The sequence below is a fragment of the Aquirufa lenticrescens genome, from assembly GCF_019916085.1.
Lineage (GTDB): Bacteria > Bacteroidota > Bacteroidia > Cytophagales > Spirosomataceae > Aquirufa > Aquirufa lenticrescens.
This window is the reverse complement of sequence record NZ_CP049834.1, coordinates 1181816-1199221: the sequence shown is the minus strand read 5'-3', so window position 1 is coordinate 1199221 and position 17406 is coordinate 1181816. Positions and strand designations below refer to the sequence as shown.

At 43.5% G+C, this 17406-nt stretch carries 6 protein-coding genes; 5 read left to right on the top strand and 1 reads right to left on the bottom strand.

Translation table 11 applies throughout. The features are described from left to right. The first annotated feature begins 43 nt into the window (after positions 1–43). Both G9X62_RS05415 and G9X62_RS05410 read left to right on the top strand, forming a co-directional pair. Positions 44–298, top strand: a complete 255-nt coding sequence (locus G9X62_RS05415; RefSeq protein ID WP_223131749.1) for a hypothetical protein — start codon at positions 44–46, stop codon at positions 296–298. A gap of 395 nt (positions 299–693) precedes the next feature. Continuing rightward, entirely contained in the window at positions 694–1863 is a 1170-nt protein-coding gene (locus G9X62_RS05410; RefSeq protein WP_223131748.1) for a Fic family protein, read from the top strand. A 15-nt stretch (positions 1864–1878) separates the two neighbouring features. On the opposite strand, the gene G9X62_RS05405 is transcribed toward G9X62_RS05410, so the two are convergent. Next, the gene (locus tag G9X62_RS05405; protein WP_223131747.1) at positions 1879–3552 is read right to left on the bottom strand and encodes a hypothetical protein; all 1674 of its coding nucleotides are present in this window, start codon (positions 3550–3552) and stop codon (positions 1879–1881) included. A gap of 187 nt (positions 3553–3739) precedes the next feature. Between G9X62_RS05405 and G9X62_RS05400 the strand changes: the two genes are divergently transcribed. The 3 genes from G9X62_RS05400 to G9X62_RS05390 are packed head-to-tail and all read left to right on the top strand — an operon-like array spanning position 3740 to position 17201. Then, positions 3740–15238 carry an Ig-like domain-containing protein gene (locus G9X62_RS05400; RefSeq protein WP_223131746.1) on the top strand — a complete coding sequence of 3833 codons (11499 nt, stop codon included), beginning with the start codon at positions 3740–3742 and terminating at the stop codon, positions 15236–15238. Beyond that, on the top strand, positions 15235–16125 hold the full coding sequence (locus G9X62_RS05395) for a PorP/SprF family type IX secretion system membrane protein (RefSeq protein WP_223131745.1): 891 nt from the start codon (positions 15235–15237) through the stop codon (positions 16123–16125). The genes G9X62_RS05400 and G9X62_RS05395 overlap by 4 nt, the downstream gene beginning before the upstream one ends. Continuing rightward, positions 16122–17201, top strand: coding sequence for an OmpA family protein (locus G9X62_RS05390; protein WP_223131744.1), 1080 nt, complete (start codon positions 16122–16124; stop codon positions 17199–17201). Before G9X62_RS05395 ends, G9X62_RS05390 begins: the two co-directional genes overlap by 4 nt. Positions 17202–17406: the final 205 nt, after the last annotated feature.

The window sequence follows — 17406 nt, the reverse complement described above, 5'->3', positions numbered from 1 at the left end:
GATTTTGCGGTAATGTAGTTTTGATTGTTATTTCTCTTTTACGATGAAATCAATACGATTAAAATACTGTACGAATAACGGTTGCACGTTTAAGTTTGTTAATCGGGCGAATATTAAGCGTTTCGACGTAGTCGAGAAGAAAGGGTCTGTTTGTATTGAACTGACTTTAAAAACAGGAGAATCGGTTTCGCTTTTAAGTGGTGCGGAAACTTTGGATGTATTTAATCAGCGCTGGTCGCGTTTTGAGGCTTCGGAAGAGATCTTTTTTGATCTCGCAGAGTTCGAAGTCATACGATAATTTAGAACACGGAGTTTTGAAACCCTTTGGCTACTGGCTGAAGGGTTTTTTTGTTATGGTCGGCGCGATGCGCCTTAGTCAATGAGTCGCCTGCGGCTTAGTCATCGCTTCGCGATTTAGTCGAATATGTCGATTAGAGTGACTGAGGTTAGTATTGTGTGATATAAAGTGCGAGGTATGCAGAGGGCTTTTCAGGTATTGACAGAAAGTGTCAATAGTCCAAAAGCGGCTTACGTGCCTCTTGATTTATTTAACAAAACTGTAATCGTGGGACAATTTGCGGACTAGGCCTAGTAGGTATTTTGTTCTTTAAAAATTGAAAAATATAATAAACAAAGTGCGTAGATGTGAATGGTTTGAGGTCTAGATAGCTTGTTGTTTAAAATTTCAAAAATATGATAAACAAAGTTGTTTGTCTTGTATTTTTCGGTAATTTTAAACAAAAAACGATGGATTTAAACGGCGCTGTTTCTTATCATTATAACCAATTTCCTCCAGTAGAATTAGATTTACGAGGTTTTTTGCCTCAATTGATAAAGGCTACTAGTGCTTTGGCAAGATATGACCAAATGCTAAAGAGTATGCATAATAGTGAATTATTACTCGCTCCATTAAGAAATCAGGAAGCGGTTATTTCCTCTAGAATGGAAGGTACGATTAGTACAATGGATGAAATTCTATTGTTTGAAGCCGAAAGTGAAAGTGAGGAAAATTCTTCCAAAAATTTTCGCTCAGAGGTACTAGAGACGATCATGTATCGAAGAGCACTTCAAACTGCTCAAAGTTCAGTAGAAAAAGGATATCCTATCTCAAGTCATCTGATTAGAACGATTCATCAACAATTACTTTTTTTTGGAAGAGGTGCAGAAAAGTCTCCAGGTTCGTTTAAGAAAGAGCAAAATTATTTAGCAGATAAGATCAAAAAGAAGATTTTATTTGTTCCAATAAGTCCCGAAATGTTACCTGAGGGCTTAGATAATTTGTTTCATTTTATGGATCAAAATAGTTTTCCGGATATTATAAAAATTGCGTTGATGCATGTAGAATTCGAAGCGCTACATCCATTCGAGGATGGGAATGGAAGGATTGGAAGGATGCTGATTACGCTATATTTATGGAAAGCGGGTTTAATTTTACAGCCCCATTTTTATATAAGTGCCTATTTCGAAACACATAAGGATGAGTACCTCGATTTGATGAGGAATGTATCTTGTTTAAATCATTGGAACGAGTGGTGTGAGTTCTTTTTTAAGGCAGTGGAAGAACAAGCCATTTCTAATTTAGAAGTTGTTGAAAAAATTAATGAATTATATAATCAAATGAAAACCACTTTCTCTGACTTACTAGCCTCTAAATGGAGTGTAACAGCATTAGATTATATATTTACGAATCCCGTTTTTTTAAACAGTAAGTTTACAACCAGGAGTGGCATACCTACTCCCACTGCTTCCAGATTTACACGCGTACTACATGATTATGGGCTACTCAGGGTAGTACAAGAGGCTTCTGGTAGGCGCTCCGCAGTATACTCTTTTGAACCTTATATGAAAATAATTAGAGTGTAAATTTTCGTTTTAGGTTCAGGCCTTGATTTTCTTCAAATAGGAAACGGAGAAGCCGGTTACCTGGGCGATATCTTCTTCGCGGCGACGGTCTTTGCGCATTTTGCGGACGAGGTCGAGGCGTTTTGAGCGGATGAGTTCGCCGGGTTTGTCTGTCTTCAAAATATCGTTTAGCTGTAGCGGGTTGATGTTGAACTCGTGGCAGATGTTAACGATGGTGACGTCTTTTAGGTTGTCGTCGATGTAGGAGAGGATGGCTGAGGCTTTGGCCTTGTTATCAATCGCGGATTTAGATGGACGCGTAATCAGGTAAAGGGTTAGACTTAAAAGCAAAACGCAAATGGCGGTAAGGCCATATATAATCTCCGTTCTGTGATCCGCAAAAGACGGCTCGCGCTCCTGTACGAGCTCTTCTAGACGGGAGGAAATGAGCTGTTCAATTTGGGTCTTGGATAGTTCATAGTATCCGTGAATGGTTCCTAATAATAGGGTGTTGCCGTTCATAAAAACGGCACGGTGGTTGAACTCGTCGCGAATCAGATGAGGAATCCACTCGTGGGTGTCTAGGTTGTAAGTGGAAAGTCCGTCATTTGAAGTAACCAATAAATGATTCGCGTCGTATGGAATGATATGGTGGTTTCCGATGAGGTTTTCTGCCAAAGTTTCAAACAAAAAGTTTTTCCCCTCAGAGTCAGAAATAGCCTTAATTAATTTGTTCTCAGTTAATAAATAGATGTTAGAGGCGGAGTTAAAATAGGCGTCTTCTATATTCCCTAGACTGGGATTAATTTGAAATAAGGTGGTGTAAGAATTATTTAGGAGGTTGAATTTTTGGATTTTATTTCCATACGCGTAATAGATGACAATTGCCAAATTATCGCGGTTGTAGGACTTTAAAAAACGGGGCTCTCTATCTGAATTGTTTCGTTCAATCCAACGGACATTCGTTTTCAAATCACTAATGCTCAAACCTTTACTTGAGAACAAGAGGTATCGGCTACTATCAATTTTGAAAACATCTTTTACTTTCCCAATGTCGACTTTGCCTATTTGCGTATTCCCGCCATTTGCTTCATAGCGAAGGGTATCGATACCCTTTAAGCGCAACAGTCCATCATAGCAAATGAATGTTTCCCCTGGGAATTCGCGGATATAGCCGTTCGTATATTCTGGATAGGTGAATCGTTTTCCATTTTGAAAAATACCACCGTAGGTTCCTAAAAAATGAGAAGAAATGGTTCGAATACTCAGCGTGTCCGCTTTAGGTTTAATCGTCTTTTTAAAGATGAATAGTTGCCCTTTAGAAATGAGCATCAACTTATTCTGGTAGGTGGTTCCTAGGATCGCGTTGTGTCTAAATTCCTCCGGCAAAAGCAATTTATAATGGGGTGTATAGATGTTGCCTTTTAGGTAAATGGAGGATTTCAGTTCTTCATTTTCCAAATAGACATACCCCTTTTTTTCTTTATCAATCAACTGAACGTGAGTAGGATCTTTATAGGCCAAAACCCCCTCACTACTCCCCAAAAACAGCGCCTTATTCTTGTACTCAAAGTTGTAATAGAAGTATTCCGAGTTCACTGAAATGAGCTGAAAATCGGATAAATTATCTGCCACCAAGCATTTCGTGCTTATCAGGAATATGGCACCTAGAAGCCCTAAACCTCGAAGATGTTTTAGTAAAACACGCATTTTTTATCTTATCCGATTCCCAGAGTATGGTTAAACAGAATCTTTATTTAAGTCAAATATAGGCCTAAATTTGATTATATCATACTAAATGATGTTTTAAATAGGATTTTAGATTTTGTCTTTTGTACTGATTAGGTGAATAGGAAGGGGTATTTTTGTGGGTTAAATAAAACCAAAATAATATTCGATGGAAATGATTTTCTCCCATAAGTCGCTTTATAAATCAATTTTCATATTTCTTTTCCTAGTATTGCCTGTAGGTGAGGCATTTTCACAAAGTGTTAATAATGTGCAGGCAAATCTGTCTACAACAATTAAGTTATTCAATTCCTCTCGGGTTGAAATTACTCCAAGTACAGATGTCAACAATCCTACTTATTTAAAGACAGGCGATATTGTTCAAATTGTGTTAACCAGTACTGAGCTTTCTGGAAGCTTCAATTGGCACGTAAATACTAGTAATGGTTCGCCACGCATCATTTTAACTTCGTCTGCAATTCCAAGTGTCTGGTACTACGCCAATTATGTTTCTGGTCACGGAGCAAAAAGCTTGGTTTTTGAATATGTAGTTATTGACGGAGATAATTCGTTCGGAAATTTCTTAACCTACTATTCTAATGGCAGTCAATATAATACCAGTACTGCCATTGCTCCTCGTACGCTACAAGCTAATGGAGGGATAATAGGTGTAATGAATTCGAATCAAGAGCTCATTAATGGAAGTTTTCCTATATTTCCGGAAAGCGGGAATCAAAATTTTTGGTATTATTCTGCCTACTCTAGAGATAATCCAAATAAAGGATTTTGGAATTCAAAGAAAATCTTAATTGCGTCAAAACAAGAAATATTTGTCGATTCTGATGCTTATGATGGGCAAAATTATTCTGAAGGCCAAAGTTTTTTTATTGACGTTCACTATACATGGCCTGTAGTTGTTTCTGGGCTTGTCGCTATTCTTAAGCTCGATGTAGGAGGTATAGAAGTAACAGCTAATTATGATAGTCAGCCTGATTCAAAAACTTTGCGATTTAAGTATATAGTGGGCTCTAGTTTGCAGGGGGGAGACATAAACTATGCTTCTACTAGCGCCTTGCAGATTACTACAGGGACCATAAAAAATAATGTGGGACCTAATGTAGATGCCCCAATTTTATTACCTGATTTAAACTCGGCTAAATCATTAGCTGGACAAGAGAACATCAATATTCAATCAGACGGAAAACCATTTCCAATTAAGGTTTCATTAAAAGAGTATTATTTTAGAGGCAATAATATTTTTACAGTGCTCCCTCAAGGAACCGCTTGTATCTCAGGAAGTAATGCGACAGTTGATGCAATTCGATTTAATGTTTTGTTTAATAATGCAGTAACTGTAACAGGTACACCAAGATTAGCACTTAATGTGAATTTACAGAATTCTGCTTATGCAAAATATGTCTCTGGCTCCGGATCTAATACCTTAGTTTTTGAGTATGACAATAATAAAGACAACTCAGGTAATTCTTCCGCAGCAAATGCTTATTCTGAAGATTTAGACTATCAATCTTCCGCTGCATTAGAATTAAATGGAGGTACGATTATAAATGGTACAGTTAATGCATCGTTAACACTACCCGCGCCAGGTTCAGCTAATTCGCTTTCCGGGCAAAGTGATGTTATACTAGATAAGGTTCAACCAAGTGTAGTGAAAATTAAATCCACTTGGACAGTTGCCGCTAAGATTGGGGATGTTGTTCCTGTGTCAATTGAGTATAATAAACCAATGTTTCATTATACTACCGCACCAGGTGTTGCTAATACATATCAATTGTTAACTGGCAGTAGTTTATCTTCTAACTGGAAATGGGCTACCGCAGCAACACCTGGGGCAGGTAATGGGACAAATGTGCATACGTTTTACTATACGATACCTGAAAATTTCTCAGGGACAAGTTTAGAATTTACTGGCTATGAAATTTCAGCATCTCCTGGTGGAGGTGGGGCTAGTTTTAGTTTGACAGATAATACGGCAAGAAGATTAATTTCAACGGGAGGTACTTGTGCAATAGGTGGTAATGCTTTTCGAATTTGTGGTGATGCCACAAGAACATTTACCTTGAATTACGATGGGGTAAGACCTACGTTACCTACATTTACAGTGTCCTCTGGAAACTCGAATAGTTCCAGGGCTAAGACAGGAGATGTTGTTACGTTTAGTATGACAGCGTCTGAATCCATCACTGCCCCTACCATTACCATTGCAGGCTCTACCTACACAGCTACTGGGAGTGGCACGTCTTGGACTTACCCCTTTACAGTCCCTAATACGATTAGTTCTGGAACACTTACGTATTCAGTTTCATTTACAGACATAGCCGGTAATGCCCCAACAGCCGCAGTTACAACCACGACTGATGCTTCATCCATTACAATTGATAATACGGCTCCTACGGTAAGTTCCGTAACCGTGCCGACAAATGGCACTTATATAGGTTCAAACGTATTAACTTTTAAGGTAAATATATCGGAAAATGTATTTGTAACAGGATCTCCTAACATTCCTGTAACTATTGGCTCGAATGTGGTTCAAGCCACTTATGCTGCTGGCTCTGGGACCACAAGCCTAACCTTTACGTATACTGTTGTAAATGGCGATTCAGATGCAAACGGTATTGCTTTGGGTTCTGCTATTATTTTAAATTCAGGAACTTTGACAGATGGAGCAGGGAATCATTTGAATTTAAATTTGAATAGTGTAGCTGCGACTACCGGGGTATTGGTGGATGCTATCTTACCCTCAGTTACTAGTATCAATCGCGTATCCAATGAGAATACGAATGTAACCTCCCTTGATTTTACGGTCAACTTTAGCAAATCAGTTACTGGGGTCGATGTAAGTGATTTTGCACTTGCTTATACAGGATCGGTAACTTCTGGTACAATTTCGAGTATAACTGGCTCTGGAGCCACCTATACCGTTACAGTTGTGTCATTCTCGGGAGATGGTACATTACGATTGAATTTGAATAATAGTGGGACAAACATCATTGATGCATTAACTTCTCCCATTTCAGGAGGGTTTAGCAGTGGCCAAACATATACGATTGATCGAACAAACCCTAGTTTGACTACTGTTTCTATTTCAAGTAACAACCCAGTTAGCACGCTTGCGAAAGTGGGAGATGTAATCTCTGTTTCCTTGACCGCTAATGAGTCCATCAATACGCCTACTGTTACGATTGCAGGTCAAGCTGCGGCTGTAACCGGTACAGGTACTTCGTTTACTGCAACGTATACAGTAACAAGTTCTACAACAACAGGTACAGCGGCCATAGCGATTTCGTATAATGATTTAGCAGGTAACGCAGGAACTGCTGTGTCGAGTACCACAAATTCGTCTTCAGTTACAGTAGACCATACAATTCCCACATTAAGTGCAGCAAGTATCGCAAGTAATAATTCAAGTACATCAAGGGCAAAAGAGGGGGATGTAATCACACTATCCATTACAGCTAGTGAAGCTATCCAAACCCCAACGGTTACCATTGCAGGACAATCTGCTATCGTAACAGGTACAGGGGCCACTTATACGGCAACCTATACGGTGGCTAGTTCAACGGTTGAAGGAACGGCTTCGTTGTTGATTTCTTTCTCAGATCTAGCAGGTAATAGTGGGACAGTTACGACAACGACAAATAGTTTGTCAGTTTTGGTGGATAGAACGGCACCTACCTTAACAGTAGTTCAAATTTTATCTAATAATAGCAATACTTCAAAAGCAAAAGTGGGCGATGTTATCACACTTTCTATTACCGCAAGTGAATCTATTCAAACACCAACTGTTTCTATTGCTTCACAAACAATATCAGTAACAGGAAATGGCGGAACGTATTCGGCTACTTATACCGTAAGTTCTTCTACAACAGAGGGAGTGGTTGCTATTGTAATTAATAATTTTTCTGATTTATCTGGTAATACAGGAACGGCTGTTTCATCTACAACGAATAGTTCTTCGGTTACCGTAGATAGAACCGCACCAACAGGATACTCTTTTGCCATTGATCAAGCAAGCATCACACAAGCAAATCAAACGGTAACATCCATTAGTTTAACAGGAGCCGAGGTTGGTTCTACTTATAATTATACTATATCTATTGGTTCTGGAACGGTTACAGGAACAGGTGCCATCACTTCTTCCTCTCAAACGATTTCTAATATTAATGTAACAAGTTTAGCTGATGGTCAATTAACGTATAGCCTGACATTAACTGATGGAAGTGGCAATACAAGTACAGCGGTTACGCAAACAGTTAATAAAGATGCTGTAGTTCCAACAATAAGTTCGGTAAGTACTAGTTTAGCAAACGGGAATTATAAAGCAGGTCAAGTAATTCCTATTTTGGTATCATTCTCTGAACCAGTTACAGTTACAGGATCCCCACAAATAACGTTAGAAACAGGAACTACGGATGCAGTTGTTAGCTATTCTTCAGGAAGCGGAACAAGCACTTTGACCTTTAACTATACAGTCGGTGCAGGTGAAACGGCGGGAGATTTGAATTACGCTGCAACAACTTCATTAGCCTTAAATGGAGGAACGATTGTAGACTTAGGAAATAACCCTGCAACAATTACATTGCCTGCAACAAACGCGGTAAGCTCATTAGGAGGGTCTTCAAATATTATTATTGATACGGAAGTTCCAACACTGAGCTCTATTACTATCTCAAGTAACAACGCGGACCCTGCAAAGGCAAAAGAAGGAGACGTTATTACCGTTGCTTTAACCGCAAGTGAATCTATTCAAACCCCTATAGTAACCATTGCGGGTCAATCAGCAACCGTAACTGGAACGGGCGGAACTTATACGGCGACCTATACGGTGACGAATACAACGCCAGAAGGCACGGCAACATTTACCGTTAGCTATAACGACTTAGCAGGTAACGCAGGAACGGCGGTATCAGCGACGACAAATAGTTCGGCGGTTACGGTGGATCGATCGACTCCTAGCTTAGGTTCGGTGCTGGTGACGAGTTCGAATGCGAATTCGGCTTTGGCCAAAATAGGGGACATTATTACCCTATCCATCACGGCTTCTGAATCTATAACGACACCAAGTATTTCGATTGCTGGTGGGACAGTTAGTATCACTGGATCGGGTGGAACATATACGGCGACTTATATGGTGACTAGCTCGACTCCGCAAGGAACGGCGTCCATCACGATTGCGTATTCCGATTTAACGGGGAATGCAGGAACAGCTGTTTCAGCGACGACGAATAACTCTACCGTGACCATTGATAGAACGGCTCCTACTATTTCCGTCGCGAGCAATCCAGCAAATCTTCGCTCAGGTCAGACGTCCGTGATCACCTTTACGGTCTCAGAATCAGTGACTGATTTTGTGCAGTCAGATGTGAGCGTGAGTGGTGGAACGTTAGCGAACTGGTCTGCTGTGAGTGGAACTTCTTACACCGCAGAATTCACCCCTACGGCGAATTCAAATGCGGATGGTTTGATCGATGTGGCGACTTCGAAATTCACAGATGCGGCTGGAAATACGAATACGGCAGCTAGCAGTACGGTGACGATTTCGATCGATAATACGCTTCCTACCGTGGCGATTACTTCGAGCACAACGGCTGTTAAAGCGGGTGAAACGGCGACAATTACGTTTACATTCTCGGAGGCTGTGTTGGGTTTTGACCTGACGGATGTGACGATGAATAATGGAAGTTTTGGTACATTAACCCAAACGTCATCGACGGCCTATGCGGTGTTATTTACGCCAGCCACTGATCTAGAAGGAACGTCAGCAATTAGTATAGCTGCGACTACATTTACGGACTTAGCGGGTAATGATAATGGCGCGACGGCTAGTATGTCTGCTTTGGCAATCGATACAAAAATCCCAAGTATAGGGTCAAATAGTTTGAGCTGGGGAACGTCACTGAATGCCTCAGAAACAGCGACAGCAGGTACTATTACAGTAGGCTTAACGAATGTAGAAAATGGTCGCACGGTAAGTGTCTCGATTAATAGCCAAACCTATACAGGGACGGTTGCTTCCAATGCCGCAACCATCACCATTCCGGCAGTTCGTTTGTCTGCTTTCACGGATGGAGGAACTTACACGGTAACCACGAATGTGAGTGATGCAGCAGGCAATGCGGCTCCGGCAGGAACGGTCACATTTACGGTAGACAAAACGGTACCGACGATCTCTAGTGTTTCCACAAGCGCGGGAACCATCATTAATGCGAGCGAATCGGCAACAGATGCGACGGTTACAGTCACCACCTCAGGAACAGAAAATGGACAGGTAGTTAGCGTTAATTTGAATAGCCAAACCTATAGCGCGACAGTTAACAATAACTCCGCTACGATTACGATTCCTGCTTCTGCCTTAACGGGCTTAGCGGATGGGGGAACGTACACGGTCACGACGAATGTAAGCGATGCGGCTTCGAATGCGGCGAGCGCGAATACGTTCACTATCACCGTTGATAAAACGAAACCGACCGCAGCGATCACTTCGAATGCGGCTAATTTGAAAATAGGCCAAAGCGCCACCTTATCTATCACCCTGTCAGAGGTGGCAACGGATTTTGTAGCAGGTGATATGACGGTTACCGGAGGTACCATTAGTGCGTTAACGGGCAGCGGCAGAAACTATTCCGCGACGTTTACACCGACGGCTAATTTCGAGGGAACAGCTGCAATTTCTATCGCGAGTGGTTCTTATACGGATCCAAACGCGAACCCGAATGACGAGAGTGCAAATACGGCTAATACCATTTCGGTCGCCGTAGATACAAAAGCACCTACCATTACCGTATCGAGTAACCCGGCGAATCTTCGCTCTGGTCAGACTTCTGTAATCACTTTTACGGTCTCAGAATCGGTGGCTGATTTTGTGCAGTCAGATGTGACGGTGAGTGGCGGAACGTTAGCAAACTGGACGGCGGTGAGTGGAACTTCTTACACCGCTGACTTCACCCCTACAGCGAATTCAAATGCGAACGGTGTGATCGATGTAGCGACAACGAAATTCACGGATGCGGCAGGAAATACGAATTCGGCAGCGAGCAGTACATTGAACATTTCGATTGATAATACCGTTCCTACGGTCGCAATTACGTCGAGTGCTACGGCCTTAAAAGCAGGTGAAACGGCGACGATCACGTTTACTTTCTCGGAAGCCATTTTAGGTTTTGATTTGACGGATGTGTCGATGAATAACGGTTCCTTTGGAACCTTGACTCAAACGGCAGGGGCGGTTTATGAGGTTGTGCTTACGCCTACGGCCTCTTTCGAGGGGTCCTCCGCGATCAGCATAGCTACGTCGAGATTTACTGACTTAGCGGGTAACGATAATGCGGCTTCAGCAAGCGCTCCGTCTGTCAGCATCGATACACAAGTGCCTACGCTTTCGATTTCGAGTGTGAGTTTTGGAACGTCAATAAACCAAGCGGAATCTGTGACAAATGGGACGGTTAATATTGCCTTAACTAATGTTCAGGCAGGTCAAATCGTATCAACCACCTTAAATAGCCAGACGTATACGAGCACAGTTAGTGGCGGAGGCACTGCAGCTCTTTCTGTACCTGCATCCGCTTTAACAGCGTTAACAAACGGCGGCACTTACACGATTACTTCGAATGTGAGTGATCTAGCGGGCAATGCTGCTCCAGCGGGAACAATCACGTTTACGGTAGATAAGACGGCTCCTAGTTTATCGGCGGTGACGATTGTGAGTAATAATGCGGTGACGAATTTGGCGAAATCAGGTAACAACATTACCCTTTCCATTACGTCTTCTGAAACGATCGCAACACCTTTAGTGACAATCGCTGGAAATGCAGCGACTGTTGCTGGATCAGGAACAAGTTGGACGGCGACTTATGCAGCGACGGCTACAACAACGGATGGAATCGCTGCGATCTCGATCAATTATTCGGATCTAGCAGGAAACCCAGGAACGGCTGCCACAGCTACCACCAATAACTCTACAGTTAGAGTGGATAGAACGGCACCTGGAATGATGATATCAAGCAGTGCTAGCACCTTTAAGATAGGAACAACTTCCACGATTACATTCACGGCTTCAGAAGCGACCTCGAACTTTATCCAAAGTGACGTGACGGTGACTGGCGGTACTTTAAGTGGCTGGACAGTGGTTTCAAGCACGGTTTATAGAGCAACCTTTACGCCTGCCGTAAATTCGGCAGCGAACGGGAACTTAAGTGTATCTGGAGCTAAATTTACCGATGCAGCGGGCAACGAAAACGGGGCAAGCAATAACGTCTCGTTCATCATCGACACGTTCCGTCCTACAGTCGCATTAACGAGCAACGTGAGCTCCTTAAATGCAAACGAAACCGCCACCATTTCGTTCACCTTTAACGAATCAGTGAGTGGATTTACGCGATCAGATATCGTGGCTACGAATGGAACTTTGGGATCATTAACAGGATCAGGAAGTCGCTACTCGATTGTGTTCACTCCGGCGGCGAATTTCAACGGAAACGCTTCCATTTCAGTGGCAAGTAATACCTTCAGTGACACGGTGGGCAATAGCAATACAGACGGCGCAGATGCAAATAATACGTTTACGGTTACGATAGACGCAAGTGCGCCTAGTGTTTCTTCTGCGACGATTTACAGTAGTAACACCGATGCTACGTTAGGAAATATAGGCGACGTGGTGACCATCGATTTCGTGACATCTGAAACGGTGAATACTCCAATCGTTACGATGGATGGCCAGACAGCCTTTGTTTCAGGAGACGGTATTAATTGGACAGCTAGTTATGTCATTATCAATAGTACGAATGATGGTGTTTTAGGTTTTGCCATTGACTACACAGACATAGCTGGAAATGCTGGAACTACCGTTTCGGCTTCTACAGATGGGTCGTCTGTTTCTGTCTTAAAGAATCAAACTCCGGTTGATAATACGGCTCCGGTTACGATTTCTCAAGATTCACCAGATTTCAATCTCGATTTATTAGCCGGCATCACTGACCCCGAGGGCGACCCGCTCACCGTCAGCAACGTGGTCATTACCTATTCGATCGAAAATGTAGTCACAAATCAGCCGGTCATTATCAATTCGACGACGGTGACGAAGTTCCAGGATGTGGTGTCTTCGACGGATTTATCAGGAACGAATTTGTTCATCGAGATGAGCAAGTCGAAGTTCTTAAATGGTTCGCAAAAAGGCCAAATCAATATTGCCTACGTGGTAACCGACGGGAATAATAACCTGAATGCGAATGCGGTGATCAATATCATAGGGGCAAATGACCAGCCTACGGGTGCGGCGGTTACCTTGAATCAGGTCGTGATTAATGGCCAAAATATGGGTATTCCGTTAACTGAGGGCGTGGGTGTGAGTACGAACGTGCCGGGAATTGATCCGGACGATGATTCGGTGGAATATACTTTGGACCAAAACTCCAGCGTATCAAACGGTCAATTCGTCTTCAACCCAGATGGTTCATTTAACTTCTTGCCAGATCCGAATTACTACGGAGAACAAGAGTTTGACTACTACATTAAGGACCAAAGTGGGGTCTTAAATGGACCTTACAAAGTGAAAATTGTGATTGCGGAAAACCCTGATATCGACGGCATTCCTTCGAAACTGGAAGAGGTGGCACCTAACGGAGGCGACGTAAATGGCGACGGAATTCCTGACAGAAAGCAAAACAATATCACGAACGTTCCTTTGGGTTCTTACGCGGATTACCAAGCCGGAATCGATTGGGCAAATGGAGTGCCGGGTGCAGTAAGACCAGCGACTTCTAAGGTGGGATCGTTGTTAATTGGTTCATTACCTGGTGGAAAAAGTGGTTTAGATTCGCTAGATCTTGACCCGAACGCGAAGTTCAGAAACGTAGCCTTATTGCCTACGCCTAACATCGCGAACACGGATCGCCAGTTCTCATCAGACTTGTACCAGTTCACGATTGAGGGCTTATTAACGAACGCAGCAGATACACTTTCACCGCGTTTACCATTACGCGATTTAGATCCGAACAGACCGGGTCTACAGGTGCGTGCAGTCTTAGAATTCCCAGTGGGAATGAAGGGTTCTACTTATTTGAAGAAGAATACCGCTGGAGAGTGGAAGAGCTTTAAGGATGACCAAGACTTAAAGACCTATGACGACGGGGCGACCTTAATCGACTTAGATAATGACCCGAGCACGATTGAGCGTATTGTGTTGACCTTTACGGATGGGGCCTTCGGGGATAGGGATACTTTAGTGAATAACTCCATTAGTGACCCGGGCGGGTTGGGAATTATTAAGCCGGTGATTAACGATGCGGCGCTTGTTTCTCGTCCGGAAGGCACGGTTGCGGCGACGCTTTTATACAACGTGAATGATGTGAATTCGTCAGTGGATAAGGATGAAGAGGGCCAAAAACTCTACTACACGCTAGACTCTACGAACTCTGCCGCGATCCGCGCAGCCGTGGCGATCGATTCCTTAACTGGCGCGATCACGGTGAGAGACGCCTCTGGATTTGATTATGAATCGTTCGTGGATGCGAATGGAAATGCGCGCTTTACGATTGTGGTTCGTGCCACTGATATAGATGGTAATTACGACCTGGCGAGCTTCACGCAAGAGATCACAAACGTAGATGAATTCCCTCGAATTATTTCGGGTAAAACGGTTTCGTACCGCGAAAAACAACCTACTTCGGTAGCTGTCATCAAGGTTCAAACTTTACCGGATTATCAGGATTTAACAAGCTTCACTATTTTGCCAGGTTTAGATGGTTCATCCTTTACCATCGATCCAGTAACGGGTATTTTACGCTTCGTGAAGAGCCCTAATTTCGATGATAAGGCCGTTTATACACTCGATATTCAATCGAAAGACTTAAGTGGCAAAACGGATCACGCGGTGTTCACGATTAACATCATCGACATCGACGCGGATAACGATGGCATCTTAGACGACGTGGAAATAGGTTCTGATCCATTGAATCCAATCGACACGGACAAAGATGGAATCCCGGATTATTTAGACACGGATTCTGATGGAGATGGTATCCCTGATTTACTAGAAACAACGGGTGATACGGACAAAGATGGTATCCCTGATTACCTCGATACGGACTCGGATGGTGATGGTATTTTGGACAAAATCGAAGCGGGTTCTAATCCATTGAAACCACTCGATTCTGACGGTGATGGTATTCCAGATTACCGCGAATTAGATGCGGATAATGACGGCTATTTAGATACCTATGAGAAGAACATCGATACGGATAAAGACGGAATTCCAGACTTCCAAGATACCGATTCTGATGGGGATGGTATTCTGGACAAAGTGGAGGATGACTTGGATTTTGGCAATCTAAAAGACTGCGATCACGACGGAATCGAAAACCGCATCGATCCAGATGTGTGCGATTTAATCTTGCCGCAAATCATTACTCCTAATGGTGATGGGCTAAATGATGTGTTGAAAATTCCTGGAATCTTCAGACTTCAGCCGAACCATCTGACCATTATTAATCGCTGGGGTAGTGTCGTGTTTGAGCAAGAAAATTACCAAAACACCTGGGGCGGCAACGGCGTCTCTGGCGAGCTGCCAGATGGCACTTATTATTATGTGGTGGACTTTAAAGGGGCTAAACCTACTATCACGAACTTTATTTATTTAGATCGCACCGGAAAATGAGAAAGATAATTCTATTGCTTTTACTATTAGGAGGCCACATCGCTTCCGCCCAAATCGAGTCGATGTATTCGATGTACCAAATCAATCCTTTGGTCACTTCTCCCGCTCATTCCGGAATTATTTCCCGTGACGCAAAAGGGGAGTTCGTGGCGATAAACCGCCAGCAATGGATAGGAGTGCAGGGCTCGCCACGCACGTCTATTTTGACCGGGAATTACCAGCTGAAGCCTAAAATCGGCATCGCCGGCGTTTTCGCTGCTGACCAAGCCGGCCCTTTGCGCATCACAAGTTTATCCGGCGATTTAGGGTATTCCGTACGCTTAAATACGGATTGGAAAATGAATGGAGGACTTCGGCTTTCCGTTTCCTCCGTTTCCATCGATTATGCAGGTTTAACGGCCATCGATATCAATGATCCCTATATCCAGGTCAATAAATCGACTGGATTAAAGCCAAACACAGGCTGGGGATTGCATTTCGCTCACCGTAATGGTTCGTTTATATCGGTTTCTCAGCCGCGGGTGCTGACCTATGATTTTGGCAATTTATCTGGGGCCTTTAAAGATGTCGCTTACACATACTTGCAGGCGGGAACTTCGATTCAGGCTGCTCCGGGGATTCGTATTTCCCCCTCTGCGATGCTACGTATGGCTTCTTCTGTGCCGCTTAGCTGGGATGTGAATTTGCTGGCTAATCTATCTGAAAAGATTGATGTGGGTGTAATTTATCGCGACAAAATCTCCTACGGCGCGCGCCTCGGGGTCCCCTTTTCTAAGAAAGTGTATGTCGCATATACGGCGGAATTTCCTTTAGCTACGTTGAATCCCATCGGGGTCCAAACCCACGAGCTGGCGCTTAAATTATCCTTATTCGAGAAACAAAAATGAGACAAATTCTACTTTTACTTTTTATCAGTTTTGGCACTTTCGCGCAGTCTTCCCTCTCGTTTCTGGTAGGAGGCACAGATCGCACGCTTCAACAGGCTGCGACTCGAAGAGATGTGTTGTTGCATTATACTTCTTTAGGGGGGCAATATGGTCGTTTTTTGAAGCCTACGGCGGAGGTTTTTGGCGGAGTTTCTTATGGTTTTGACCTTTCTTCTCCGGCGCGATCTGCTTCCGCTTCTGCGGGTATGCGGTATTTTTTGAAGCCTCTTTCCAAACGCTTTGTGCCTTTTGGGCAATTTTCTGGCGAATTACTTTTCGATAATTCCTATGCGCTGACGAATCGCGATGCTGATTTTGTAGGTTCTGCTGGATTAGGGATTGACTTCAAAGCGGCTTCGGCTGTTTCTTTGCGTGGTTCGGTGGCTTTAGGTTTGCCTTTCTTTTCGTCTGGGTCTTTAAGTCCGTTTACGAATAGTGGATCGAATGTCTTTGCGGGGCTGAGTGTGGTGTTTCGTTTGCCATCGCCGGTTAAGGCGCCGGCTATGGCGGTTGAGGCTATCGTGGCTGCTGCTCCGGCTGTGGTTGCTGAGGCGCCTGCGACTGCTGTTGCCGCTCCTGTTCCTGTGGTTGCGGCTCCGGCTGGTGGTTCTTCGGCTGAAGTCGTTGCGGTTGCACCTGCAGTTGCGCCAGCTACTGCGGTTGCTACTGTTGCATCTGTCGCTTCTGTCGCGAAAGCGGATGTAGATTTGGACAGCTTATTTAATACCCAAATCTATTTCAAAACGGATAAGTCTTGGGTAGGCCCAGAATCTGCCAAAAAATTAGATCGCATCATCGAATTAATGGCCGAATATCCCGATGTGAAAATCCACTTAAAAGGACATACGGATTACCGAAAATCGGACGATTATAATTTAAAACTATCATTGAAACGTGTCCAAAACGTGCGCTTGTATTTAGTACAACACGGCGTTGCAGCGGCGCGATTTAAAGCAGAGGCCTTTTCAGAAGAGGCACCTGCTTCTCGAACAGATTTACAGCTGAATCGCCGGGTGGAAGTCCGGATTTGGCGTTAAAGATTATTTAGAACACGGAGTTTTGAAACCCTTTGGCTACTGGCTGAAGGGTTTTTTTGTTATGGTCGGCGCGAAGCGCCTTAGTCGCCACTTCGTGGCTTAGTCACGAATGTGTCGTTTAGTCAATGAGTCGCCCATGGCTTAGTCATCGCTTCGCGATTTAGTCTAATATGCTTATTAAGGCCCCTGAGGGCACTATGGTGTG